Annotated in this window: 28 protein-coding genes; all 28 read right to left on the minus strand. The window is 37.4% G+C overall.

Annotation, left to right across the window (positions count from 1 at the left end; genetic code table 11):
• Positions 1-116: 116 nt before the first annotated feature.
• Complete coding sequence (gene nusG / locus M1F91_RS08590) at positions 117-653, minus strand: transcription termination/antitermination protein NusG (RefSeq protein ID WP_004254102.1); 537 nt, start codon at positions 651-653, stop codon at positions 117-119.
• Positions 654-702: 49 nt separating this feature from the next.
• Positions 703-879 carry a preprotein translocase subunit SecE gene (gene secE / locus M1F91_RS08595; protein ID WP_004254104.1) on the minus strand — a complete coding sequence of 59 codons (177 nt, stop codon included), beginning with the start codon at positions 877-879 and terminating at the stop codon, positions 703-705.
• A gap of 9 nt (positions 880-888) precedes the next feature.
• Positions 889-1,041, minus strand: coding sequence for a 50S ribosomal protein L33 (gene rpmG / locus M1F91_RS08600; protein ID WP_001809375.1), 153 nt, complete (start codon positions 1,039-1,041; stop codon positions 889-891).
• 120 nt (positions 1,042-1,161) lie between these two features.
• Positions 1,162-1,854: a phosphoglycerate mutase gene (locus tag M1F91_RS08605; RefSeq protein ID WP_003012031.1), complete on the minus strand. Its 693-nt coding sequence runs from the start codon at positions 1,852-1,854 to the stop codon at positions 1,162-1,164.
• 131 nt (positions 1,855-1,985) lie between these two features.
• The gene (locus tag M1F91_RS08610) at positions 1,986-2,354 is read right to left on the minus strand and encodes a hypothetical protein (RefSeq protein ID WP_247913378.1); all 369 of its coding nucleotides are present in this window, start codon (positions 2,352-2,354) and stop codon (positions 1,986-1,988) included.
• A gap of 103 nt (positions 2,355-2,457) precedes the next feature.
• The gene (gene ileS, locus M1F91_RS08615) at positions 2,458-5,250 is read right to left on the minus strand and encodes an isoleucine--tRNA ligase (RefSeq protein WP_247913379.1); all 2,793 of its coding nucleotides are present in this window, start codon (positions 5,248-5,250) and stop codon (positions 2,458-2,460) included.
• A 255-nt stretch (positions 5,251-5,505) separates the two neighbouring features.
• Complete coding sequence (locus M1F91_RS08620) at positions 5,506-6,312, minus strand: DivIVA domain-containing protein (RefSeq protein ID WP_247913380.1); 807 nt, start codon at positions 6,310-6,312, stop codon at positions 5,506-5,508.
• 16 nt (positions 6,313-6,328) lie between these two features.
• Positions 6,329-6,583, minus strand: coding sequence for a DivIVA domain-containing protein (locus M1F91_RS08625; protein WP_247913381.1), 255 nt, complete (start codon positions 6,581-6,583; stop codon positions 6,329-6,331).
• A 7-nt stretch (positions 6,584-6,590) separates the two neighbouring features.
• On the minus strand, positions 6,591-7,376 hold the full coding sequence (locus M1F91_RS08630) for an RNA-binding protein (RefSeq protein ID WP_247913382.1): 786 nt from the start codon (positions 7,374-7,376) through the stop codon (positions 6,591-6,593).
• Positions 7,373-7,633 carry a YggT family protein gene (locus M1F91_RS08635; RefSeq protein WP_247913383.1) on the minus strand — a complete coding sequence of 87 codons (261 nt, stop codon included), beginning with the start codon at positions 7,631-7,633 and terminating at the stop codon, positions 7,373-7,375. Before M1F91_RS08635 ends, M1F91_RS08630 begins: the two co-directional genes overlap by 4 nt.
• The gene (locus tag M1F91_RS08640) at positions 7,633-8,181 is read right to left on the minus strand and encodes a cell division protein SepF (protein WP_247913384.1); all 549 of its coding nucleotides are present in this window, start codon (positions 8,179-8,181) and stop codon (positions 7,633-7,635) included. The genes M1F91_RS08635 and M1F91_RS08640 overlap by 1 nt, the downstream gene beginning before the upstream one ends.
• A gap of 9 nt (positions 8,182-8,190) precedes the next feature.
• Entirely contained in the window at positions 8,191-8,862 is a 672-nt protein-coding gene (locus M1F91_RS08645) for a YggS family pyridoxal phosphate-dependent enzyme (protein WP_247913385.1), read from the minus strand.
• A gap of 5 nt (positions 8,863-8,867) precedes the next feature.
• Positions 8,868-10,121 carry a cell division protein FtsZ gene (ftsZ, locus tag M1F91_RS08650; RefSeq protein ID WP_223334523.1) on the minus strand — a complete coding sequence of 418 codons (1,254 nt, stop codon included), beginning with the start codon at positions 10,119-10,121 and terminating at the stop codon, positions 8,868-8,870.
• A gap of 16 nt (positions 10,122-10,137) precedes the next feature.
• The gene (gene ftsA, locus M1F91_RS08655) at positions 10,138-11,505 is read right to left on the minus strand and encodes a cell division protein FtsA (RefSeq protein WP_247913386.1); all 1,368 of its coding nucleotides are present in this window, start codon (positions 11,503-11,505) and stop codon (positions 10,138-10,140) included.
• Between the two features lie 397 nt (positions 11,506-11,902).
• Positions 11,903-12,958, minus strand: a complete 1,056-nt coding sequence (locus M1F91_RS08660) for a galactofuranosyltransferase (protein ID WP_247913387.1) — start codon at positions 12,956-12,958, stop codon at positions 11,903-11,905.
• A 15-nt stretch (positions 12,959-12,973) separates the two neighbouring features.
• Positions 12,974-14,071: a UDP-galactopyranose mutase gene (gene glf, locus M1F91_RS08665; RefSeq protein WP_247913388.1), complete on the minus strand. Its 1,098-nt coding sequence runs from the start codon at positions 14,069-14,071 to the stop codon at positions 12,974-12,976.
• A gap of 129 nt (positions 14,072-14,200) precedes the next feature.
• Positions 14,201-15,349: a polysaccharide polymerase gene (locus tag M1F91_RS08670; protein WP_247913389.1), complete on the minus strand. Its 1,149-nt coding sequence runs from the start codon at positions 15,347-15,349 to the stop codon at positions 14,201-14,203.
• A gap of 217 nt (positions 15,350-15,566) precedes the next feature.
• Entirely contained in the window at positions 15,567-16,982 is a 1,416-nt protein-coding gene (locus M1F91_RS08675; protein WP_247913390.1) for a flippase, read from the minus strand.
• Between the two features lie 6 nt (positions 16,983-16,988).
• On the minus strand, positions 16,989-17,954 hold the full coding sequence (locus tag M1F91_RS08680) for a glycosyltransferase family 2 protein (protein WP_223334535.1): 966 nt from the start codon (positions 17,952-17,954) through the stop codon (positions 16,989-16,991).
• Between the two features lie 5 nt (positions 17,955-17,959).
• Complete coding sequence (gene wecB / locus M1F91_RS08685; RefSeq protein WP_247913391.1) at positions 17,960-19,048, minus strand: UDP-N-acetylglucosamine 2-epimerase (non-hydrolyzing); 1,089 nt, start codon at positions 19,046-19,048, stop codon at positions 17,960-17,962.
• Positions 19,045-20,130 (minus strand): glycosyltransferase family 4 protein, encoded by a 1,086-nt coding sequence (locus M1F91_RS08690; protein ID WP_247913392.1) that lies wholly within the window; start codon positions 20,128-20,130, stop codon positions 19,045-19,047. Before M1F91_RS08690 ends, wecB begins: the two co-directional genes overlap by 4 nt.
• Positions 20,105-20,827: a WecB/TagA/CpsF family glycosyltransferase gene (locus M1F91_RS08695; RefSeq protein ID WP_247913414.1), complete on the minus strand. Its 723-nt coding sequence runs from the start codon at positions 20,825-20,827 to the stop codon at positions 20,105-20,107. Before M1F91_RS08695 ends, M1F91_RS08690 begins: the two co-directional genes overlap by 26 nt.
• A gap of 19 nt (positions 20,828-20,846) precedes the next feature.
• The gene (locus M1F91_RS08700; protein ID WP_348982811.1) at positions 20,847-21,632 is read right to left on the minus strand and encodes a LicD family protein; all 786 of its coding nucleotides are present in this window, start codon (positions 21,630-21,632) and stop codon (positions 20,847-20,849) included.
• A gap of 4 nt (positions 21,633-21,636) precedes the next feature.
• Positions 21,637-23,007 carry a sugar transferase gene (locus M1F91_RS08705; RefSeq protein WP_247913394.1) on the minus strand — a complete coding sequence of 457 codons (1,371 nt, stop codon included), beginning with the start codon at positions 23,005-23,007 and terminating at the stop codon, positions 21,637-21,639.
• A gap of 23 nt (positions 23,008-23,030) precedes the next feature.
• Positions 23,031-23,723: a tyrosine-protein kinase gene (locus M1F91_RS08710; RefSeq protein ID WP_006149526.1), complete on the minus strand. Its 693-nt coding sequence runs from the start codon at positions 23,721-23,723 to the stop codon at positions 23,031-23,033.
• A 10-nt stretch (positions 23,724-23,733) separates the two neighbouring features.
• Positions 23,734-24,426 carry a capsular polysaccharide biosynthesis protein gene (locus tag M1F91_RS08715; protein WP_247913395.1) on the minus strand — a complete coding sequence of 231 codons (693 nt, stop codon included), beginning with the start codon at positions 24,424-24,426 and terminating at the stop codon, positions 23,734-23,736.
• A gap of 8 nt (positions 24,427-24,434) precedes the next feature.
• Entirely contained in the window at positions 24,435-25,166 is a 732-nt protein-coding gene (gene cps4B, locus M1F91_RS08720; protein ID WP_247913396.1) for a capsular polysaccharide biosynthesis protein Cps4B, read from the minus strand.
• 1 nt (position 25,167) lies between these two features.
• Positions 25,168-26,616, minus strand: a complete 1,449-nt coding sequence (locus M1F91_RS08725) for an LCP family protein (protein WP_247913397.1) — start codon at positions 26,614-26,616, stop codon at positions 25,168-25,170.
• Positions 26,617-26,724: the final 108 nt, after the last annotated feature.

Raw genomic sequence — 26,724 nt, forward strand, 5'->3', positions numbered from 1 at the left:
CGGACCTGAGCTTTTTCAACTCTTTCTATTATACCCACTTTTAGAATCTTGTCAACTAGTTTTTTTAAAAATTAGTTGACAGTATTCTAGATTCACAAGTAGATGAGTAACTGAGATTACAATTCAGCAATTTGATTCAAGTTTACTTCTGCTACTGTATCATTACCAAACATTGAAATAATCATTTTCACTTTGTTATTATCAATTTCAGTAATTTTTCCTGTGTAATCAGCAAAGGCACCATCAATGATTCGAACTGTTTGACCAACTTCAACATTGATATCGAATTCTTGAACCGTTTGTCCCATTGATACCAAGATATCTCTGATTTCTTGTTCCAAAAGCGGAGTTGGTTTAGATCTGTTCCCGTGTGAGCCGACAAATCCCGTAACGTTTGGTGTATTACGAACTACAAACCAAGCTTCATCAGTCATAACCATTTCCACAAGGACATATCCTGGGAAGCGATTTTCTTCAACTTCTTTTTTCTTCCCATTTTTTTCAACTTGCACAGTTTGAGTTGGAATTTCCACACGTAGGATATTATCCAACATATTGTATGTTTGTGCACGTTGCAAGAGATTTTCTTTTACTTTATTTTCATAACCAGAATATGTTTGTAAGACAAACCATCCTTTATCAAAACTATCCATCTTTTTTCCTTTCTTAATGGTAAACTTCTTTCAGCCTATTTATACTATCTTAAAAAATGTTAATGAATCGGATTAATCCGCTAACGATTAACTGGTCAAAAATATAAATGATGACAACAAAGAAGGCAGTGTATTCCATGATAGATTTGAAATCTACCCAACTTTGTTTTCGAGTTGGCCAAGTTGTATCTTTAAGAAGTGTAAAGATATCCTTAATAAAACCCATTCTTATCTCCTATCTCGTTTCTCGATGTGTTGTGTATTTACCACAATGTTTACAAAATTTATTTACTTCTAAGCGAGTCGGTTTTGGATTCCCACTAATTTTAATTGAGTAGTTTCTTGAACCACAAACCGCACAGGCTAAACTTGCTTTTTTAAGTGCCATAGCGCCTCCATCCCATCTATTATAACAAGAATCCTTGTCTTTGACAAGTTAAATTGCACTCTACATTTTCCTATTTTCAAAATAAAAAAGCCTAGGAATAATCCTAGACTCTATTTTACATTATTTACCAAGATAGTATTCTTTTACAACGTTCAATTTTTCGTCAAATTCGAATACCAATGGTGGGAAGTTAGGGATTTCCACATCCATGATTTCGTCGTCTGACAATTGTTTGATGTGTTTTACAAGGGCGCGGATTGAGTTACCGTGTGCACCTACGAATACGTTTTTACCATCTTTAAGTGCTGGAGCGATTTTATCTTCCCAGAATGGAAGAGCGCGTTCCAAAGTCACTTTCAAGTTTTCAGCATCTGGAATTACTGAGTCATCAAGTGAAGCGTAACGACGGTCAGTGTGAGCTGAGTGCTCATCATCACGATCCATTGCTGGAGGCAATACATCGTATGAACGACGCCAGATGTGAACTTGCTCATCACCAAATTGTTCAGCAGCTTCAGCTTTGTTTTTACCAGTCAAACCACCGTAGTGACGTTCGTTCAAGCGCCATGATTTTTCAACTGGAACCCAAAGTTGGTCAGATGCTTCAAGTGCAAGGTTAGTTGTTTTGATTGCACGTTTCAATACTGAAGTGTAAGCTTGGTCAAATTCAATACCAGCTTCTTTGATCAATTTACCAGCATCGATAGCTTGTTGAGTACCTTTTTCAGAAAGATCTACGTCAGCCCATCCTGTGAAAAGGTTAGCTTTGTTCCATTCAGACTCACCGTGGCGAGCGAAAACCAATTTTACCATTAGTTGGATTCTCCTTTTATTTTTCGAGGTTGCCCTCGTTTATCTATTCTATTTTACACGATTTTTCACAAAAAAGCTAGTTAAAATCAACGAAAAAGAGAAGAGCTCTTTGACTCTTCTCCTAGAATAACTTATCCTTCAATTTTGAATTGTTTCAAACTTGCTAGGTAAAGAGCCCCACCAATCACAAGGACAATTCCACCAATCCATCCAAAGAAAGGAATCAAGGCAACTACAGAACCAACGATAAATAGAATCGATGGTGCTAGTGAAATACGATTGTCATCCTTATAGTAGACAAGTGAGAGGATTCCAAGAATGAGGGTTGCAATTTTCACTAAAGAAAATACAACGAAAATAATTCCCAATACTACTCCTGCAAAATCTTCATCTTCGGAAATGGCTGCAAGAAAAACAATAAAAACTGGTAAGAAAGCTAAAATTGCCCCTGCAATAATACCAATAAAGCCATCTACTTGTGCTAGTGTTTTTGTCTTCATAAATATCTCCTTTTATTTTAATAAGGTTTATTATACCATATTTTTATTAAAGTTTTTATTTTTTTAAAAAAAATACAGGAATTTCTCCTGTATTTTTGTTAGACTATTTAGCTTCAAATCCTTCTGCTACTGCATCCGCAAAGTTTTCTTCAACGATGCTTGCACAGTGATCACAGATGGTTGCATTATAGCTACATTCTGCTGTACTTGGATCGATACGACGGCAACGATCACAAACTTCACCAGCCGCACGCTCAACCGTGAAGGCTACATCTTCAAAGTTAACTGCACCTTCTGGAGCTGGACCTTCAGCGATTGTCAATTTAGAGACGATCAAGAGTTGGGCTACATTGCTATCAACAGCTCCAAGAAGAGTTTTCACCACTTCATTTGGATAAACTGTCAGGTGAGCTTCAAGTGATTTACCAATCACTTTTTCATTACGTGCTTCTTCCAAGGCTTTTTGAGCTTGTCCACGGAAGTCCATAAAGGCTGCCCAAGCATCCAAGATTTCCTCTTGGTTGGCAAAAGTTTGAGCTTCAGGTAATTCTGACAATTGAACAAAGTCTTCTGTTTCAAACTCGAGATATGACCAGATTTCTTCAGCAGTGTGAGGAAGAATCGGTGTCAAGAGTTTGGTAATTTTCACAAGGATGTCATAGAAGACTGTTTGCATCTGACGGCGTTCAAGAGATTTTGCACCTTCGATGTAGACAACATCTTTGGCAAAGTCAAGGTAGAAAGCAGACAAATCAACGTTGATAAAGTTCACTAGGGCTTTATAGATTGTCAAGAATTCGAAGTTAGCATAAGCGTCACGAATAGTCTTAACAAGTTGGTTAAAGCGGATAGTCATGTACTTATCAACAGAACGAAGTTCTTCGTAAGCGACTGAATCCTCAGCTGGGTTAAAGTCAGATGTGTTGGCAATCAAGAAACGAAGGGTGTTACGGATCTTACGGTAAGTTTCAGAGACTTGGCTCAAGATATCCATAGAGATACGTACGTCGTTACTTGAGTCTACACTGGTTACCCAGAGACGCAAGATTTCTGCACCAAATTGTTTTTCAACGTCGCTTGGGGCAATGGTATTTCCAAGAGATTTAGACATCTTCTCACCTTTACCGTCCAAAGCAAAACCTTGCGACAAGATTTGTTTGTATGGTGCAACACCATGATTAGCCACAGATGTGATGAGAGATGAGTTGAACCAACCACGGTATTGGTCTGAACCTTCTAGGTAGAGGTCTGCTGGATATTTAAGTTCGGGGCGATTAACCACGACACCATTCCATGATGAACCAGAGTCGAACCAAACGTCCATGATGTCTGTTTCTTTCTTGAACTCGCCATTTGGTGAACCTGGATGGGTAAATCCTTCTGGCAAGAGGTCTTTGGCATCACGTTCCCACCAGATGATGGAACCATGTTCTTCGAAGAGTTGGGCTACATGCTCGATGGTTTCAGCTGTCATGATTGGTGTGCCATCTTCTGCGTAGAAGATTGGAAGAGGAACTCCCCAAGCACGTTGACGAGAGATAACCCAGTCACCACGGTCACGGATCATGTTGTAAAGACGGACCTTACCCCATTCTGAGTGGAACTTCACTTTTTCAATTTCGTCCAAGATTTCTTGGCGGAATTTAGATACAGAAGCAAACCATTGAGGCACTGCACGCCAGATAATTGGTTTTTTCGTACGCCAGTCAAATGGGTAAGAGTGAGAGATTTTTTCTTGAGCAAGAAGTAAATCACCAAGTTTTTCAATAACCGTTGGCACAACCTTGTCGTAGAATTGACCTTCGAACTCTGCACCTGCATTGGCCATCATAATCCCTCGTTCGTTAACAGTCACAGCAACTTCAAGCCCATTGGCAACACCGACATTGTAGTCATCCTCACCAAAACCAGGAGCTGTATGGACGATACCAGTACCAGAATCAGTTGTAACGTGGTCACCAAGGATAACGAGTTCATCTACTGCTGTATCCCATGGGTGCTCTGTCACAATTTGGTTCAATTCTGAACCACGGTAAGTAGCTAAAACCTGAACATCAGACCAACCGAATTTCTCAGATAAACTGTTCAACAATTCTGAAGCAACCACAAACTTACGAGATTCGCCAGCTGGTTGCACCAAGACGTAATCAATTTCCGCACCAACAGTCAAACCACGTGAAGCCGTGATGGTGAATGGAGTTGTTGTCCAAACGACGATATAAGTATCAGTATCTAGAACACCTTTGCCATCTTTGACTTTGTTGGCATAGTAAAGTGATGTTGAAACCAAGTCATGGTATTCAATTTCCGCTTCAGCTAGAGCTGACTCAGATGACCAAGACCAGTAAACAGGCTTCGCTCCACGGTAGATATAACCTTTATTAGCCATTTCACCGAAGACACGGATTTGCGCTGCTTCATAGTCAGGCGTCAAGGTTACATATGGATTTTCCCAGTCACCAGAAACACCCAAACGTTTAAAGTCTTCGCGTTGTTTATCTACTTGAGACAGAGCGTATTCACGGCAAAGTTTCAAGTACTCAACCAAGTCCATCTCTTTGCGTTTAACACCTTGTTTTGCCAAAACTTGCTCGATTGGCAAACCATGAGTATCCCAACCTGGGATGTAAGGTGCATAAAATCCTGACATAGACTTAGAACGAACAATGATATCTTTAGAAATCTTGTTCATGGCATGTCCAACGTGGATGTTCCCGTTAGCGTATGGAGGGCCATCATGAAGCGTAAAATGCGGTTTTCCTTCATTTAATTCTTGACGACGTTGATAAAGTTTAGCTTCATCCCATTCCTTTTGCCAAACTGGCTCTTTGGTCGGAAGACCGGCACGCATTGGAAATTCTGTTTTCCCAAGATTGAGGGTTTCTTTAAGTTTCATGTTTACTCCTTTAATGTAAATTGACAATATAAAAACCACGACTCGCAAAAAGGACGAAAATCGTGGTACCACCTTTGTTCGGAAAAAGACCTAGTCTCTTTCCCTCTTTTCCCGTAACGTGGGCAACGTCAAATCTTACTATTTTCAGATTTGATACTAAGAGAGGATAAATTTACCAACAGGGATTGTAGGACTTCCACCATCTCCTACTCGCTAGAAATGTGTTTGATAAATTCTTGTTCTCTAATGAGATTCTTATAAAATTAGAACTGACTCTTGTTGAGTGTCAGCATCATCTTGAGGTCCTTCCTCATGTGCTGGCTCAACAGGAGTTTCAGCAACTGGCTGAAGTTCAACTTCAGTTGACTCTTCAGCAGCTTGTTCAACCTCTAACAATTCTTTGTTAGCTGCTTCAATACGCGCTTGAAGTTCTGCAACTTCTTCTGGAGAAAATTGACGAGTCATGTCAATTGGTTCTTCATCATGATATGAAGATACATCTTCACCTAGAACCTCTTGGACGACTTCCTTGAATGCTTCGTCGCTAGTTTGAAGATAAGTTGCAGTCGGACGCAAAATTTCTTCCCAATCTGATGAATCAACAATAGCCAACTGACTTTCGATAGTTGATTTCAAACGTTGGTGGAAGACACGGCTCTTATTCTTCAACTCTTCAGTTTCCACAGCAACTTTTTTAGCATTATCTGTTGCTTGTCGCAAAATTTCATTGGCTTTGTATTTTGCTTCATCAAGCAAGCGTTGAGCATCTTGCTCAGCCTGCTTAATGATGTTATTAGAACGGTCATTCGCAGCTTGTTTCACACGTTCAGCTGTGTCTTGAGCAATCAATACTGACTGACTCAATGAATCCTTAATCTCATCAAAATACGATAGACGGTCTTCTAAATTTTTAATGTGCTGATCTTTTTCATGATTACTACGAACTAAATCTTCATAGTCACGAACAACAATATCTAAAAATTCATCAACTTCTTCACGGTTAAAACCTCTAAACTGAACACCAAAGGTTTTATCCTTAATTTCTAACGATGTAATTGGCATATTTTTCCTCACTTATTTAATAAAAAATAGAATCATTAATTGCTTCTGGTTCTTGCTCGTTTGTTACTGTTCTCTTAGGAATATCAGTCGTATAGTCGGAAAGACGTTCTTCTAGTTTTTTGATGTAGAGTTCAGTTTCCTCTTTGTTTCGGATGAATTCCTCTAATTCAAAATAAATCTTATCTAGAAATAAATCGACTTCTTCCTGATTGTAGCCTCTGAATGTTCTTGAGAATTCTTTATCACTAATTTCTTGTGGTGTAATTGACATATTTTTCTCACTTGCTTAATAGTAGCTGGACTGTTAATTTTTTCTTATCCTTTTTGGTTTGACCGTTTTCTTTAAGTAAGATAATTCGACCAAAGCGTCTGACGCTGATTAAATCACCAATTTTTACCGGATAGTCCGACTTTTCAACTATATGATAGTTGACTTGAACCAACTTTTTTTCAACCAGAGCCGAAGTTTGGGAACGAGATAATTTCAATATGCTAGATAAGAAGGTATCCAGACGAAGACTTGAAACCAAGACTTCTCTTTCTTGATAGTCATCTTTGGATTCTATCATATCTGAAAAAGGACGTTCTACTAAATTTACAGGCAACTTGGAAATCTTTTGAATTCCATCTTGGAAAAGAGTGGTAAATCTTCGATCGACAATAATTTGGGCTTTATCTTCTGTCACCAGAATGTCTCCGAATAACTTACGGTCAATACCTAGTCGATTGAGAACTGTACCCAATATCTTTGAATGGGTCAGTTGCTGAAACTTGCTGGGATACACGATCTCAAGCAAGGTCATTTCAAAATCTCCCAAACTTGGCGTGAAGTAATCGGGCGCTAAAATAACCCTAGCATACTCCGAAGAGATATAACTCGTACTAGAGAAGACTTTTATCCCTCTATTATTTCCCAAAGTTCCCAAGATAAATACTTGGTGAGGATTTATAAAAGGAGATAAAATCGGTGCATAGTGCTCCTCGACTTGACTCAACCATTCCAACCCCTTATCGATGAATGGAATATCCTCCGTTGCGAAATGTTGGTAAAGTTCCTTGTTCATAATATGACCAGCAAATTGATGAGATAGCGACTAATCATCCGCAAGAGAATTAGGGCTATCCAAACAGAGAAATCCAAACCTGCGATTTGAAGAGGTAGACGTTTTAGAGGCTCAAGAATTGGTTTACACAAAGTCTCTAAAAATTTTCCCAACTGTGTGTCATAGGCATTTGGAAACCATGATAATAGAGCAAAAGCTACAAGTATCAGTGAATAGATATCTGTAGCATTTTGGATAAAACGAATTATTAGAAACATTAACGTACTCTATTTCTCTTCATGTCAAAGTCGTATTCTTCGCTTTGAGCTTCTTCAGGTAAACGAATATCTTCAATGTTTACAACAACACCAACAGGTGTCAAAAGATACATTGTGTTCGCTACTTTTCTTAACTCACCAGCAAGGACATGACGTGCTCCATCCAAGTAATCCAAACAACGACGAGCTTGAACTTCTGTCATATATTGGAAGTCGATCAAGATACTTTCATTTCCAGCCAACAAATCAACAATATCTGTTGCATCTTCGTAACGGCGTGGGTAACGAACATCGATGGTTACTTTTTCAGTAGAGCGATGGCTTTCAATTGCTAGTTGTTGCTGACGTGCATGAAGTTTTGTAATGTTTTTCTCTTTTGCCTCAACTGGAGAAGATTCTTGAGCAGCAGCTTGCTGTGGCAATTCTCTTTTTTGAGGAACCGAAGCTAGTGAACGTTCAGGTTGTGCAGCTACAACTTCTGAAGCAACTTCATCTCCATCTTCTGTAAAGTAATCTATAAATTTATCAAATTTATCTTTTAATGACATGATTATTTCCTATTTAAAAAATGCTGTACCAATTCGAACAAAAGTTGAGCCACACTGAATCGCTTCTTTGTAGTCACGACTCATTCCCATACTTAGTTCTGTCATTGGCATATTGGGGAATTGTTGTTCACGAATGTATTGTTGCAACTCTTGCGTTTCTTTAAAGATTTTTTGCAACTCTTCTGTTTGGGCCTCAAAGGGAGCCATGGTCATGAGACCAACATACTCGATTTGATCCAAGCTAGACAAGTCTGGCAAGACTGTCAATAGTTCTTCTTTTGAAAAACCATGCTTGCTTTCCTCTCCAGAAATATTGACCTGCAAAAAACATTTAACTGTTCGATCGGCACGTTTTTGAATCTCTTGGGCTAATTTCAAAGAATCTAAAGCGTGAAAATAATCAACATAAGGAATAACATCCTTGACTTTTCTTCTTTGTAAGCTACCAATCAAGTGCCAAGTAACATCTTTATCACTTAAGGCATGATACTTTTCAAGAAATTTGTCAACACGGTTTTCACCGATGTGTTTGATTCCTTGGTCAATCAAATTTGCTGCAGTTGCAATATCAACATATTTTGTTACGGCAATTACAGAAACCGAACCGTCTTCACGGCCGGTTTCTTGAATTGCTTTTGTAACCTGTTGAAATACCTGATTTGTATTTTCTTTTAAATCCATCTCTATTAACGGTTTTTAAAGAATGGTGGTGTTTCCAACTCATCTTCGTCAGAAGCTGGTGCTTCAAAACGCTCAACTGGAGATACGACTGATTCACCTTGACGAACAATTGAATCACGTCTCAAGTCCCAGTCACCAAAAGCTGATGCTTTAGGCGCTTCAGTGTGACGTTGTGAAGGAGTTGGAAGTTCAGCTGTTTCTGCCAAATCAAAATGACGGTCATAAGTGTGTGTATGTCCAGATTTTACTGGTTCACGGAATGAAGCTTGTCTTGGTTGTGGCGCTACAACTTTTTCGACTGCATCTTGACGAACTCCAGTAGCAACAACAGTTACACGGATTTCATCTTTCATTGATTCATCAATAGAAGTACCGAGCCAGATATTTACGCCATGTCCAGCAGCTTGATTGACGATTTCAGAAGCTTCTTCTGCTTCAATCAATGTCATATCCAAACCACCAGTTACGTTAACGATAACATCTTCTGCTCCATCAATAGTTGTTTCAAGAAGTGGTGAGTAGATAGCTTTACGAGCCGCTTCGATAACACGCTCTTCTCCGCTACCGATACCGATACCCATAAGGGCATTTCCTTTGTTTGCCATTACTGTCTTCACGTCTGCGAAGTCCAAGTTGATCAAACCAGGATTTGTAATCAAATCTGTAATCCCTTGAACACCTTGACGAAGAACGTTATCTGCTTCAGACAAAGCTTCAAGAAGTGGCGTTTTCTTGTCAACAATTTCTAATAAGTTGTTGTTTGAGATAATCAAGAGAGTATCAACATGTTCGCGAAGTTCGTTGATCCCTTGGACTGCGAATTGGCCACGTTTGCTTCCTTCGAAACCGAATGGACGTGTCACAACACCGACAGTCAAAGCACCTAAACCTTTAGCGATACGAGCGATAACTGGTGCAGCACCTGTACCAGAACCACCACCCATACCAGCAGTGATGAAGACCATATCTGCACCACTGATAGCTTCAGTAATTACTTCTTCGCTTTCTTCAGCAGCCTTACGACCAACTTCAGGCTGTCCTCCAGCACCAAGTCCACGAGTTAATTTTGGACCAAGTTGGATAACTGTTTCAGCTTTTGTACTGCTCAAGGCTTGTACATCTGTGTTGGCTGCGATGAACTCAACACCTGAAACGCCTTCGTCAACCATGCGGTTAATGGCGTTTCCACCGCCACCACCGACACCAATTACTTTAATTACTGCACCTTGTGCTGCTGCTGTATCAAATGAAAATGTCATATTTTATTCCTCTATCCTATTCATCAAACATGCTTCCGATTAAGCTACGGAATCGTTCAGTCAATTTTGGTTTTTCTTCTGATTGATTTGGAGTTGCTGATTCAGCAGTATAAGTTGGTTCTGCTGATTCAGTTGAAGTTGTACCAAAGACTGAACGTTGAGAAGCTGCAGGTTTTTCCTGACTTGAAGTTCTGAAATCAATTGGTTGTTGACGTAGAACTTGATCTCCTCCGATAGCTCTTTGAGCTAAAACATTCACTTCTGTAAGACTTCCAGCAAATTCTGACAAACTAATCACATGAGCAAATGCAGGATTGCGGATACCTACTTGGTTTGGAACATAAAGTTTCACACGAACTCCAAGTACTTCTTGGGCAAGCTCAACAATACCTGGTAGAATAGCATTCCCACCAATCAGAGCAATACCTCCTGGCAAGTCCAACAAATGTCTTCTTTCCAAATCTTGTTTGATTTGTTCAAAGATGTGTTTCAATCTAGCTGAAATAATTTGAGCCAAGTATTCTTCTGTAACTTCTACAGGTTCTACTTCACCAATCACTTCAACTTGGAAAGTTTCTTTGCTTGCAAGTTGCGGATAAGCTTCACCGTAGTTAAGCTTCAAACCTTCTGCAATCTTCTTAGAAGTTTTAAGAACTTTTGAAATATCTTTAGTGACGTAATCGCCACCTTCTTGGTATACATTTGTGTATTGAAGTTCTTGATTACGGATAGTAGCAACACTTGTTTGGCCACCACCCATATCAATAACAGTCGCTCCAAACTCACGTTCGCCTTCGTTAAGAACAGAATTTACAATTGCAAGCGGTGAAATAATCACGTTATCGACTTGAACTCCAACACGTTCTACAGTTTTACGAAGGTTGTGAAGAATGGTTCTTGGACCTGTATAGAGAAGTCCACGCATTTCCAAACGAACACCCATCATACCACGAGGGTCACGAATACCTTGGAAACCGTCTACTACAAATTCTTCTGGTACAAACGTAATCACTTCACGATCAGGTGTCATGCTCTTAGTCAAAGCGGATTTGACAACATTTTCAACATCTTGATCTGTAATTTCTTTTGTATCTGATGTTACAGGAATCATTCCTTGAGTTGGTTCCACTTGCAACAAGTTTGCTGGAAGTCCAACATTTACTGATTTGATTGAAATCCCTGCTTTTTCTTCTGCTTGAGAAATAGCAGATTTGATAGCCGTTGTCGCGGCTTCGATGTCAACGATAATCCCATCCTTGACACCTTTACTTTTGGCGTTGCTAACACCGATTACATTTACTTCACCATCTACAAGCTCAGCAACTAACACTTTAATTGAGCTTGTTCCAATATCTAAGCCTGTAAAGAAACCATTTCTAGTCATTACATTGCGTCCTCTCTATCTTCCAAGTTTCACACTTTGATTTTTTTAACAGCTACAAGAAGGCATAGCTATTCACAGAATATTATATCACAAAAATCCGATTCGTGCCTAATTTTTTGTGATTTTATCGAAGGTTTTTCATTAAATTTATTTTAATATTCCATTACAAGTCCCTCTTTTTTATTTTTTCTATGAAAAACAGTGTAAAAATGTCAGAAAAGCTGAAAAATGCGGTGTAGTTTATTGTATTTTTTCAAGTATTTTCATGCCAAGTTTATTTCAATTTTACGTTAAGATGAAATACTTAAATTGTCCCTAAAAATAAATCACTTCTTCACTAACTTATATACTAGAATGATTAACTTTGTAACAAAAATAAGAAGTCCAAATAGACTTCTTATTTTGTTAATTGTTCAAGAGCACTGGTTAGATAAAAACCATCTCGTATTTTTTTACCAATTCTTTTTGCATTTGCAACCAATTCTTGATAATCGGCATCTGATAGATTTTCGATCGTGTTTTTTAAATCATGAAGCGATTCTACTGCAATCCCACAGCCATTCTCAAGCACAAAATGAGACAAGGCAGACTGTTCCCACACTACAAGTGGGAATCCAGATGCCAAATAAAGGGATGCCTTGTGAGAATTGTTGAAGCGAAGGTACTCACCAAAGACACCACTGCACGTGTCAGCACTATCACCGTCCCAGACAAGTCCAAAGCCTCCCTCAAGAACTGAAGGTAACTCATCAGGCAGGAAGGAACCAAAGTAGGTTTCGTTTAAAAGAGCTCTATTCTCATCAAAGCCGACACCATAGAGATTATAAGAAGGTTCTGCAGGAAGTTTATAAAGATAACCCGCTTTTTCCTGAGCCAAATTACCTGCGACAATAATGGGCTGATCTTTTGTTTGGCCACTCTTTTCTTGAAAATCTGGAATCAAATAGTCGAAAATTCCAAGACTAACAATCTTATCTTCTGCAATCCCTTTGTCCACTAAAACAGATTTCATGATTGGATTATGGGCAATCACTCCATCAGCTATCTTCAACAAACTTGATTCTTGAAGATGGACTCGAATCTTATGCTTCAAAGGTACTGTATCCAGATTGGCATAGCGCAAAGCTTCCAAATCATGGATAATAAAATAGACTTGTACCCCTCTTCGCTGGATTTTTCTTACCAAGCGAGTGGTGAAAAAACTATGATGGAGCATGGGGAATTGAATCAATAATTGATCCCCTGATTTCAACTGAGAAAAAGCTTGAGCTAGAGCTTTTGCCTTGTGTCGTTGGGCTTTAACGGTTCCCATTTGATACCAATCCTCAACTGTTAACAACAAGGGTTGATAGCCTTCTCGTTTGACAATTTCCTCGACATCATTTCTGGCCTTATTTCCAGCGTTTCGAGCACCAGAATCTTTTAAAAACTCTTCTTTTAGAAAATACTTCATGAATCACTATTTCTTTCAATCAAATTCATTTGCTACGACTTCCAAAGCACGCTCAATAACCACGTGCATGTCGTAGTATTTATAGTCTGCCAAACGTCCACAGAAGATAACCTTATCATTTTTGGTTGCTTCTTCTTGGTACTTAGCAAACATAGCGTTGTTCTTTTCATCGTTGATTGGGTAATATGGTTCATCTCCACGTTTCCAATCAGCTGGGTATTCACGTGTGATAACTGTCTTAGGTTGTGTACCATATTCGAAGTGCTTATGCTCAATGATACGAGTATAAGGAATCTCACGCTCGGTGTAGTTGACCACGGCATTTCCTTGATGATTTTCCTCATCCAAGACTTCGTGTTCAAAACGAAGACTGCGATACTCCAACTCACCGTGTTTGTAGTCAAAGTACTGGTCAATCATCCCTGTAAAGACAACTTTATCAGCTGATGCTTCAAGCTCTTCACGATTAGCAAAGAAATCAACGCCAAGCTCTACTTCCACATCACCAAGCATATTTTCAATGATGACGTTGTATCCACCGATTGGAATTCCTTGGTAACGGTCATTAAAGTAGTTGTTATCAAAGGTCAAACGAACTGGTAGACGTTTGATGATAAATGGTGGAAGATCTGTAGCAGAACGGCCCCATTGTTTTTCGGTATAGCCCTTAATCAACTTTTCATAGATATCTGGGCCAATCAACTTGATAGCTTGTTCTTCCAAGTTCTTAGGCTCAACATCCTTCATGTCAGCCGTTTGCTCGGCAATCTTATCCTTGACTTCTTGTGGTGTCTTAGTTCCCCACATAGCGTAGAAGGTATTCATGTTGAATGGAAGATTGTAGAGGCTGCCCTTGTAGTTAGCTACTGGTGAGTTGATATAGTTATTGAATTCAGCGAACTGGTTCACATAGTCCCACACTTTTTTGTTAGAAGTATGGAAAATGTGGGCACCATACTTGTGGACATTGATGTCTTCAACATTTTCACAGTAGATATTTCCACCGATGTGATTACGTTTGTCAATCACTTTTACTTTTTTTCCACGTTTTGTAGCTTCATGTGCAAAGATTGCTCCAGACAAACCTGCACCTACAATTAAATAGTCATACATATTAAATTAAAACTCCGTTAATGAACTTTATATTTCTTATTATTGCCGACTCAGGATCAGCAAAAGTTAGTTGTTTTTTAGAAAGGTATCATATCATATATTAGACCCACCTAAAATCTAGTACTAGAGCTAGGTCTCATTTATTGCAACAATATCATTTGATTCTTTTTTGCTAAAAGTATTTGTTGTAAATAGTAAAAACATGAATATATTATATGTAGGAACAAACCAGAAGGCTTCAATCATACAGTTAAAAGCAATCAATGATAAAATCGCAACTAATAAATATTGACCATCCTTATACTGTTTCCTTGAGGCGACAACATAAATTATTATCAATAGAACTACAGGCACTATTCCATATGTAAATAACATCTGCACATAAGAGGAATCTACATAGTTATACCCTATTACAGATTCTGTTTTTCCACCTGATCCTATAAATTGAACGTTTCTCGTCCCAAATAGATGAACTCCAAATGTATCAAATGCATTCCTACCTAGAGCTAGCCTTCCCGTGATTAATTTGTTTACCGATACCAAAAATGGATTAGACCAAGAAAACTTGTATGACAAATAGGTAACAATTGATGCGAATACAACAGCCGAATATGGGAACAAGGCAAATATCTTTAGTTTTTTCTCTTTACTGTAATAAAAATAAATGAAAATAACTGTCGCTAACAAGATTGACAAAGCATTTAAACGTGCATCACAGTATTTTATAATGAAAGCTGATAGCAAGACACCAAACAGGGATCTGGTCCATATAAATTTATCTTTTAGAAGATAGGAAATTGCTAAAAATAGATAAAAGCAATGTGATGCAAAGTCCGTAGGATAAATAAACCCAAACGAATTTCGAATAACACCCGCACGATTATATTGTAGATTAGGAACCATACCAACAAGTGATAGAAGAAAAACTCCGACGACGAGGATGCCAGCTACAATTACATAGTTCCTCAAAACTACTTTCATATCTACATTAACCAAGAGGATTAGTAGCATCGAATAGACTAGAAAATTAAGCCTATTCGTTTGAAAATACACTAAAACCCCCGAAAGCAACAATAGAATAGAAAGTATTAGATATTTGTATGAGACCCGCATTTTATACAAAAAACGAAGACCTAAAAGCAATACAACAAAAAATAGGAAATTTACTTTGACTTGAAAAAAAGTCCTATCCAGCATCGTAGTTGATATGGTATTAAAAAATACCACTACAGATACAACAATGCTGACTAGTAGGTTTTCAAATTTAATTTTTATCATATTTTTTGAAAAAGAATCATACAGAGTGATTTATAAGAAAAAGAAATATGGAATTGAATGAGAAAAAATAATATTTCTTTAATCTTCTAGTTCACTTATACTCTTCTATCCTCCCTTTCCTAACTATTTAATCAACCAAAGCGAATTTAATCTATACAAGAGTTCATTTTACAATAAGACTATAAGCTACTGAAATTTCTATTTATTCCATTCAATTTCACTTATTCAATAACTGCTGTTTCAACTCTTTTGGACTAATTACCTTTAAGAATAGTATTTGAAAAATGTAAAGTATCGCTCCTATTGTAGCAAATACCATAACATTTATAACAGGCGTAAAATTCACTGTAATTTTTACAACGAATAGTACACCGTACATGAGAGCTGATGCTCCTATAATTTTAACTGTCGAAGCTAGAAGAGGCACTTCCTTTAAATAGTTTCTTGTAAAATACAGTTGAATAGCCCATACTAAGGCTTCTGTTAATACAGAAACAATGGCTGCTCCGATATAACCTAATTTAGGTAGTAATAATAAATTTAAACCGACACTCACAACAGCTGGAATAGTAGTCGAAATCATAAATTCTTTATTTTTATTATGTGGAATCAAGATTTGAATACCCATAATATTTGTCCAGCCAATAAAGAACATTCTAAAAATCATAATTGCTATCGCATATTTAGCATCTTGGAAATCCTGTCCTAAGAAAAATTGCACGAAATCATCATTAACAATTAACATTCCTGCTATTATAGGAAAAATGACTAAATTGTATATTAAGAAAGACATCTGATGCATTTTGTTTACAGCCTTGTGATCTCCAGTTGATAGGAGATTGGCAACACGAGGAAGCATTACGCTTCCTAACGAAGTCACTAGTGTAAGCAAAATATTGACCAATTTTAAGGCTTGGTCATAAATTCCGACGTCTTTAGTTGAGGATAATGCCCCTAGCATAGTACGATCCAAAGTAACATATAGCGAAATAGCTATTTGTGGCAAAAACAAGAGAACAACTGGTTTCAAGTGTTGTTTAGCATAGGACCAATCAAAATGTGGTTTTCCGATAAATTCTCTAGCTGGCAACCACATACTAAACTGCCCCAATAATTCAAATATTGTTAGCAAAAACACATAAAGATATAAATCATTTGCTGATTTTACAAATAAGAAGATTGAAATGACACCGACCAGTTTAACAGTAATATTTCTAACTGTTATCTTGCGAAAATCCTCTAACCCTTGAAACAACCAGGAGATATCCATCCCTTTAGATACCAGACTCAAGCCCAAAATATATGCAACGGGATTTTGCATAAATGACAAGGACAGACATAAGAGAATGTATAAGCATATCGACAGAATGGTCGCACCAAACTGTAAGGTGTATATGCCCCAAAAGTTTTTTCTGATATCTTTACGATGGCCTGAAATTTCTTTTGTACCATAATTGGCCACGCCCAATGTCGCCAATAAAATAAAGTAGGTAACAATTGAATTGAAATAACCATAAGTACCTAAATCAGTTGAACTAAATACCCTAGTTACATAAGGTGTTGTTATAATAGGAAGAATTATCACTAGTAGCTGGTAAGAGAGATTATATGCATAATTTTTTAAAACCTTCATTCTTACCTAACTCATCTTCTCTCTAATTTTTTCATACAGTTTTGGAGAAACCAAAAGCATCAAGTATTTCACTTTATTTTTCCTTGTAACATTTGAATTCAGAATAACATCTTTGAAATATTGAATGTATTCTTTTCTAATTTTATTAACTTCAGCATACATATCTGAACTAAGCATAGCATGTACAATATGCAGACCATTAAAAACATAGCGAACATTCAAGGCTCTTCTCATATCCCTATCACCTGAATAGTCTCGTTCAACATAACTTATATTCCATTCCATTGCCTTGTAAAAATCTAAGAGACGATCACTATACTTAGAATTTACAATACTTCCTGGTCTTCGATAGTATTTATAAAGATTTAGATCACTAACAGCAATATTTTCACAGGAAGCAATATGCTCATAAGCAAGAGCTAAATCTTCATACAACATCCCATTAGGATATGGAAACCTTAATAAAATTTCTTTCTTATATAGTTTACCACCTGAATGTGTCCCAACATAATTTCCATAAAACATTTGTTCTAAAGCTGTTCGACGATCTAATTTTCCAGAATATTTCTCTCTGAAATCTCCTAGGAAATCGCTATTTTCATAGTTTCTAACTTCAATCACTGGAGTTGCTACAAGATCAACTCTATACTTATCTCTAAGTTCTACTAAATATTCAATGGCTCTATGGTCATAATAATCATCTGAATCAATGAAAACAATCCAATCTGTTGAAGATTCTTTTACCCCAGTATTGCGGGCATTGGATAATCCCCCATTTTCAATATGCAGAACTTTTATTCTGTCATCTTCTTGAGCATATTGGTCACAAATTTCTCCTGAAGAATCTGTAGAACCATCGTCTACCAGTATAATTTCTATATTTTTATAGGTCTGTTGTCTTAGACTGTCTACACAATAGCTTAAGCAATCTTCGACATTGTATACTGGTACAATAATAGAAACCTTATCCATTATCCCTATCCTTCCAAAATGATATTGACGATTCTTTCACAAGCTTTTCCATCTCCATAAGGGTTGCTAGCCTTACTCATCTTGTTATATTCTATTTGGTTTTCTAAAAGAAGTTTAAAATTAGAGTAAATATTTTCTTCTTCCGTACCCACTAATTTTAATGTTCCAGCCGCAATCCCCTCTGGACGCTCTGTTGTATCACGCATGACTAAAACAGGCTTCCCTAACGATGGAGCTTCTTCTTGAACTCCACCAGAATCTGTTAAAATCATGTAGCTTTGATTCATGAAATTATGGAAATCAATAACTTCTAAAGGTTCAATGATTTTCATGCGTTCATTATCCCCAAAGACTTTACTTGCCAATTCACGAACTTTAGGGTTTTTATGAATTGGGTAAACAACTTTTACATCTTCAAATTCATTTAAAATACGATTAACAGCATTAAACATATTTTCCATTGGTTCCCCAAGATTTTCACGTCTGTGAGCTGTCAACATAATCAACTTACTATCCTTAGCCCACTCTAAAATTGGGTGATTGTAATCATCCTGAACAGTTGTCTTTAAAGCATCAATAACCGTATTACCTGTTACAAAAATATTCTCTCTTCCCTCTTTTAGAAGATTGTCTTTAGCCACTTCTGTTGGCGCAAAATGATAATCTGCAATAATAGAAGTAGTCTGACGGTTGAACTCCTCAGGGAATGGACTTTGAAGATTGTAGGTTCTTAAACCTGCTTCCACATGCCCAACTTTGATGCCCATATAAAAGGCAGCTAAAGCTGTAGCAAATGTCGTACTTGTATCCCCATGGACCAAAACAATATCAGGATTTTCTTGTTCAAGCACAGCTTGAATCTTATCTAGAATACTAGTCGTAATTGTAAAGAGAGTTTGATTGGCCTTCATAATCCCCAAATCATAATCTGGAACGACCTTAAAGACATCCAAAACTTGCTCAAGCATCTCCTTATGTTGTCCAGTCACGCAGACGATGGTCTTGATTGAATCATTACTCTTCAATTCATTTACTAGAGGACACATTTTGATTGCTTCTGGGCGCGTCCCAAATACTAGCATTACTTTTTTCATTTTGGTTCTCCCTGTATTTCTCTATACAATGCTCGATAGTTTTCCAAAAACATTGGATAACTATATTTTTCTTCATAAGTTTTTTGGGCATGAAAAGCAAGACGATTTCTTAGCAGTACATCTGTTGCTAATTTGTCTATGGCACCAGCTAATGCACCTGGATTTTTGGCAGGAACAAGAATTCCATTTTCATCATTAACTACTTCATTTATGCCTGGAATATCCGTAGCAACCATCGTTTTCCCATTCATAAAAGTTTCAATGATGTTTAGAGCTAGACCTTCAAATAAAGACGATGAAACCAGAAAATCAAAACTATTGATACATTCTACTATATCCTGGCGATATCCTAAAAATGTTACCGAATCTTGAAGATGTAGCTCTTCAACCTTATTCTCAAGTTCATTTCTAAGCTCACCATCACCAACGATAAACAACCGAATATCCTTCGTTGTAAGTAAAGACATAGCTTCAATAAGATAAGTCAAACCTTTTTGTTCAGACAATCTAGCTATACAGCCAAGCTTAGTCCCATCATAACCGACAATATCATCGACTTGATTATCCGTTTTCTTTAAGATAACTCCATTGTAGATAACCTTACTATCAGTAATTCCTACGTCTTCTTTTAGGTTTTTATTTACTGCTTCTCCTACTGCTACACTTTTAGCATTTCCTAAAGCAAATCTATATAAGGGCAATTTATCTTTAAAGACATTGTGAGCTGTATAAACATGTGTCAATTTTGGACAAACAAATTTTAATAATCGAATATAAAAAGCAGCCATTCGATGATGAGTATGAACTATAGTAATCTCATTATTTTTGATAATCTGGCGAATAGAATATAGAAGCTTTAATACCGTCACGGGATTTTTACTATCAATATCTAAAATTTTATGATGTTGAATCCCTTGAGCAGCCAGTTCGCTCTCCCAAAGCCCACCAGTAGACGCCACATGGACACTATCAAACTCATCTTTCAAATCTGAGCTCAATTGGTAGACAATTCTCTCTGCACCACCAATATCCATGGTACGTGAAATATGTAAAATATTATTTTTTTGATTTTCGTTTTTCATCTAATACTCGCTTAATAAACGTGACATTTCCTACGAAATAACGTTTAAAGAGACGTTTAGGTTCATTTGCCACTCGGAACAGCCACTCAAGATGTGCATTTTGCATCCAGAGAGGAGCTCGTTTAATATGGCCAGATAAAACGTCAAAACTACCTCCAACTCCCATAAAGACAGAATTAACACCTTGGTCCATAAATTTTTGAATGATATATTCTTTCTTAGGAGAGGTGATCCCAACAAAAACAAAATCAGGATTTTTCTCACGAATGTCTTCTTGAATGCCATTTTCATCTTCTTCAGAAAAATAACCATTGCGATGCCCAAGGACTCGTAAATTTGGATAATCTTTCTTAAAGATTTCCAACATATCTACTAAAACTTCTTCTTTGGCACCAAAAAAATAAACCGAATAAGATTTTTCATTAGCTAAATGAAGCAATTTTTGCATCAAATCAATTCCAGCGACTCTCTCAGGAACTTGATAACCCAAAAAACGGGAAGCAAGAACAACTGAAGCCCCATCTGCATTAATAATTTCAGAATCGTTAACAATCTTTTTAATAGATTCATCTGTTTGACATTGATTAATTTTGTCTGCATTCACTCCCATTAAGTGGAGTGGACGTTGGTCAAGAACAAATTTTTCAACAGTTTGGACAGTTTCGTCCATTGTTAAGGGGTCAATTCTGACCCCCATTAAATTAAAACTATTCAATTTAATCTCCCCACGTAGACTCAAAATGACCCTTACGCTCAGCTTCTTTTGGCAGTTGCATGTAATCACCGTATATTTTTGTCAAATATTCATCGGGATTTGCATGACAACTAATTTTTAAGTTTTCAAACTCTAGTAGTTGTGGTTCCCCGAACACTTCTTTTCTTGCTAGTTCTCGTTCGCGGTAGGAACCCAAGACATTTCCGACCATGTTACTAGTCTCGTAATCATATTGTTTAATGACACTTTGTAATTTTTTGTTAATTTTTGAAGTGTTTAAGAGTTTATTTAGTTTTAAGGCTCTTGAAACTTTCACAATCGCATTTTCGAACGAACCTCTATCTCTCTCATGTATGCGATCGATGACAGAAATTTTAGACAAGGCACGATACAATTTTATTTTATTCGTATGCAACCAGTAATGGATTCCATCTTCTGGATAACCATCTAAAGGAAAGATATCAATAAAAGGACTACACCATTCATTACCAAATTGAATTTGAATTGAAGTATCCATAATCGAAGTATTACCAAGATTATCGTCGTGAAGTCTTAAAATAACACTTTCAGGAAGCTCTTTCTCACAGATTGACAAGAATTTTTCATAATCTTTTCTAGGCATTCCTAAATCCATATCGTCATCCCATGGGATAAATCCTTTATGACGAATAGCACCGAGTAAAGTCCCACCCAATGCATAATACCGCAAATCATGTCTTTTACAAAGATCGATATAACTTTCTAAAAGTGTTAACTCTCCTAATTGAATTTCTCTCACTTTATTCATAGAATCATTTTGCTCCATCTCTCATCACAACTACTTTTATTGTTTTTAATAAAATTTCAAAATCTTTCCAGATTGTCCAATCATCGATATAGGCCACATCTAGTTTGACAACATCATCAAAATTAGTAATGCTGCTTCGACCGCTAATTTGCCACAGACCAGTAATACCTGGTTTAAAACTCAATCGACGTTTTTGTTCAGGTGTGTATTTTTCGTATTCATCAACCGTTGGAGGCCGAGTTCCTACTAAGCTCATATCACCAATCAACACATTCCAAAATTGGGGTAATTCATCCAAACTTGTCTTTCGAATAAAATGTCCAATCCTTGTAACACGAGGGTCGTTGTCCATTTTAAACATCCCACCCTGCATGGTATTTTTGTTCATCAATTGCTGCTTGAATTCTTCCGCATCCACTCGCATAGACCGGAATTTATAAAAAGTGAAATGACGACCATTTTTTCCTATTCGGGTTTGAGAAAAGATTGCCGGCCCTCCATCTTTTCGAATCATTGGAACAAGGATTATGCTTACCAGTCCACAGATGACTAGCCCAACAATTGCCCCTAAAATATCAATGATTCGTTTAGCAATGATATGACTAGGTTTATATAAATTTGTAGAAAAAGTTACTACATTCAAACCAGCCATCTCATGAATTTGTTTGTTGCGACCTAAATTTTTATCAAAAGCATTTAGATTGACTGTAACATCAATTCCCATTGTTTCAAATTGTGAAATAATGCTACCGATATCATAATCCTCACTAGGCAGGTTCACAAAAACTTCGTCCACAACCTCATGAGTTGCATAATTAATGAGGTTCTCTCGAGGAATAACCGTTACTTTATTGTGTTTAAAATCTGGTTTATCTAGTACACTCACAGCGACAAGTTTCCCACCGACATCAGTTGCATTTAACAAACGGTCAATAACCTTCTCAATTCGGGATGTCGCAGTGATCAAAATGATTTTACGACTCCCCTTTAAATTATGGTTAAAATGGACCCAATATTTTTTGATAACAAAACTCAGGAAATAATTAAACACTCCGTACAAAGATAGGAAGTAAATCATACCCCGTCTAGAAATTACAAATTGATCCTTCAGAAAAAAACTAGAAAAACTAATCAGCAATGCAAAAAAGATGATGTATTTTACTATCTCTATCAATTCGACGGATTGACTGCGTTTGAAAAAATCCTTTCCGTAGCCACTGATATAGAAGGCTGCAAAATGAAGAAAATACAGAACAAAAACCGTTTTTGCAACAATTTCTGTTTCAGATACAGAGATTAGTATATAAGCCAATATGCTGACCAGTATACTCTGCAAAAACGCTAGAGTTACGTTGTAGAAACCCCTTCCTTCCATTTTTTACTCCCTTTTTTTCCTACTTATTTCTTCCCGTAGGAACCGTAGTTCCCGTATGAACCATATGATCCATATTTTTCAAGCTGAATATTAAATTTATTCAGAATAACTCCTAAGAATGGTGTTCCTGTTTGCTCTAACTGGTCTTTAGCTTTTTGAACTTCTCTCCGTTTTGTTGCAGAAGCTTCAGTTACCAGGATAGAGGCATCACATTTTTGTACGATAATAGCCGCATCAATGACAACACCGATAGGGGCTGTATCCACAATGATATAGTCAAAGTATTTGCGTAAAGTCTCAATCATTGCTTCAAATTTGTCACTTTGAAGAAGAGCAGTCGGGTTTGGTGAAACAGCTCCTGATTGAATGACAAACAAGTTTTCTACGTTTGTTTCACACAAACCATGAGATAAATCTTTGGTTCCTGATAAGTAGTCTGTCAAACCTGTAATTTTTTCTCGAGATTTAAAGACACCTGACATGACCGAATTACGAATATCGGCATCGATAAGGAGTGTCTTATAGCCTGCACGCGCGAATGCCCAAGCTATGTTGGTTGAAGTAGTCGACTTCCCTTCTCCAGGTCTAACTGAAGAAAGGGCAATCACTTTGAGACCATCTCCACTCAACTGGATATTGGTCCGTAGTGCGTTATAATACTCCTCAGCTTTTTTTACAGAGTGTAATCGTTGTTCTGATAATTCTAACTTTGCCATATTTCCCTCTTTACTTTAATTTCTCAAGATTTGGAATAACACCTAAAAGTGAGATGTGCATCACTTCTTCGATATCTTCTGGACGCTTCACTCGATCATCCAACAATTCAACTAAAAGCACGATAATCGTGACGAATCCTACACCTGCTATAGTGGCTATCATTGTATTGCGACGAATATTTGGAGAAGATGGTGATGTTGCCGGCCTTGCTTCTTCAAGTGTCGTTACATCTGACACCCGTGTTACAGAAATAATTTTCTGAGCGGCTACTTCTCTGAGTGCATTGGCAATACGACTTGCTTCCTCAGGATTTCCATCTCGAACCGAGATAGATACAATACGAGTGTCTGCTGGAACTGTTACTGAAACTTTTCTTCCAAGAGTTTTTGCATCCATAGTTAATTTTTGGTCGGCCACTACTTTTTCAAGAACATCCTGAGAGAGGATGATTTCACGGTAGTCTTTTACCAAGTAAGCACCCGCCTGCAAATCTTGGTTGGTCAAACCAGGCTTATCTGCTTGGTTACGATTGACAACATAGATACGGGTGGTACTAGCATACTGAGGCTTAATCACAAATGAGCTATAAGCAAAAGCCCCTAGACCTGCTACTAGTGCAGCTAAGACAATGAGGAATTTTCGTTTCCATAGCACTTTTACCAATTGAAATACATCAATTTCAAATTTATCTTGTTCTTTCATCATTTCTCCTAAATTAGTTTGTCATTTATTATTTTTGATGGATTTGTTTCAAAAAGTTCACGAGCTTTTCCTGATCCGTATTTTTTAGCAATGAGCTCATAAGCTTCTCTCATATACGGCGGGCGATTATCTAAATTATGCATATCGCTAGCCACTACATGTACTAAGTCCTTGTCCAAGAAATACCTAGCACGCTTTTTCATAAACTTGTAGGTGTCTCCGAAAAGTCGCGGTTTTAAGACACTCGAGCTATTAATCTGCATATAGCAGCCCATATTGATGAGCTCTCTAACTTTTTTCTCATCATTTTCCAAAGTGTGATAGCGCTCAATATGAGCAACCACTGGTGTAATCCCTAACATGAGAACTTTGGTCAAGGCGCTATGAATATCTCTGTAGGGTGTATTCATGCTAAACTCGATCAAAGCATAACGAGTGCCATTGAGTTTTGGAATGATGTTTTGTTCAAGTTTTTCTAAAACATCACTTGAAAAATAAATCTCAGCTCCGTACACGATGTTCAAATCCGGTGCAATTTCTTGAGCTAACTGTTTAACTTCGCTAAAATTAGCTGCAATTTTGTCTTCTGGTGTTTCAAACATTCCTTTTCTACGATGAGAGGTGGAAACAATGGTTCGAACACCTTGTGCGTAAGCTTCCTCTAGGAGAGCCTTGCTCTCAGCTCTATTTTTAGGTCCATCGTCAACATCGAAAACAATATGTGAATGAATATCAATCATCTTATTTTCCTTCCATGGTATCTTTAATAGCCGTTTTAACAGCTTCCAAGCTGGTTGGGTCGATTTCTAACATGTAAAGATTGCTATCTGGCATAGCATAAGACGGGAGACCCATACGACCAGTTCCTTTCAAATCTTGATTGGTAACGGTATATTTTCCTCCGCTTGCCAACTGAGTGTTGACAAGGCCAACCATTGTTTCTGGTGGCATATTGGTCTGAATTGAATCCTGCAAACTCTGAATAATACTGTCATAGTTTTTCAGGGATTCTGCCGAGGTTAATTTCTGGATAATCGCCGCAATGACTTTTTGTTGGTTACGGCCGCGATCCCCATCACCATCCGCAAGCGAATAACGTTCACGTACAAATCCCAAAGCTTGTTCAGAATTCAGATGGACATTACCGACTGGGAAGTGGTATTGCCCATGACGCGATGTGAACTCTTGATCATTGTATACATCCACGCCTCCGAGAAGGTCAATCAACTTCAAGAAAGAGGTGAAATTAAGGCGAGCATAGTAGTTCAATTCGATACCATAAAGATTTTCTAAGGTATGGATAGAAGCATCTACGCCATAGATACCCGCATGCGTCAACTTATCGTTTTGGTTGTTTCCACCATCTGCAATAGGGACATAGGCATCTCGAGGAGTTGTCGTCAAGAGAATCTTCTTGGTATCTTGATTCACTGTCATGATGATATTGACATCTGAGCGCGAAACAGAACTGATAGGACCATAGGTATCAATCCCGCTGATGTAGACATTGAAAGAATTTCCTGTAGCTACCTTAGGCGCTTCCACTTTCTTGGTCAAGTCCTTGGTATATATTTTCTTGATCTTTTTAGCGTGGTCGGGATATTCCTGCTCAATCAGATTTTCAAAAACACCGTTTAAGACGATTGCTTTGGTTTCTCCATCTAACAAACTCTTATAGGCTGCTAGATAAGAAGAAGCTTCCTCAACTGTCAATTCCTTGCTTTGAGTTGTTTTAATGTCATCTATCAATTTTTGAATATTCTCAGCATCTGTTCCTGTTGGAGCAGTTACATTAGAAAGTTGAGAAACGTTATTAATCTCACTGTCTGCTAGCACTGCCACACTCATAGAGTAGCTTGAATAATTTGAAGTTGCATTGAATTGATTGGCGAGCCCTATAAATCGATTTACAGCTACCAAAGCTACAGAGCTAAATAAAACTGAGAGCAATAGGACTATCAAGGTGAACACCTTGGCTTTGCGCTTAACGATCAACAAGAGGGATAATAATGCTATGAGCACTAAAACTACTGCCAGGATAATATTAAAATAGCTGACCGCTAAAATCTGATATTTAAAAATCAAAAACAATAAAAAAGAAGCTAGAATAGCATAGATTAGCAACAAACCTATGTTTAAACTCTGCTGAAATTTACTAGATTTACTTTTTTTTATGCGTCTACTTTTCATGGAACACCTCTTCAAAACATTTTAATTTAATTATATCACAAAGTATCTCTAAAGGCTATCTACATTAGTCAAGGAAGCGTTTAATTTTGAAAATGTTTTTAATGAGTG

The sequence above is a fragment of the Streptococcus sp. oral taxon 431 genome (genome assembly GCF_023110115.1).
Taxonomy (GTDB): Bacteria; Bacillota; Bacilli; order Lactobacillales; family Streptococcaceae; genus Streptococcus.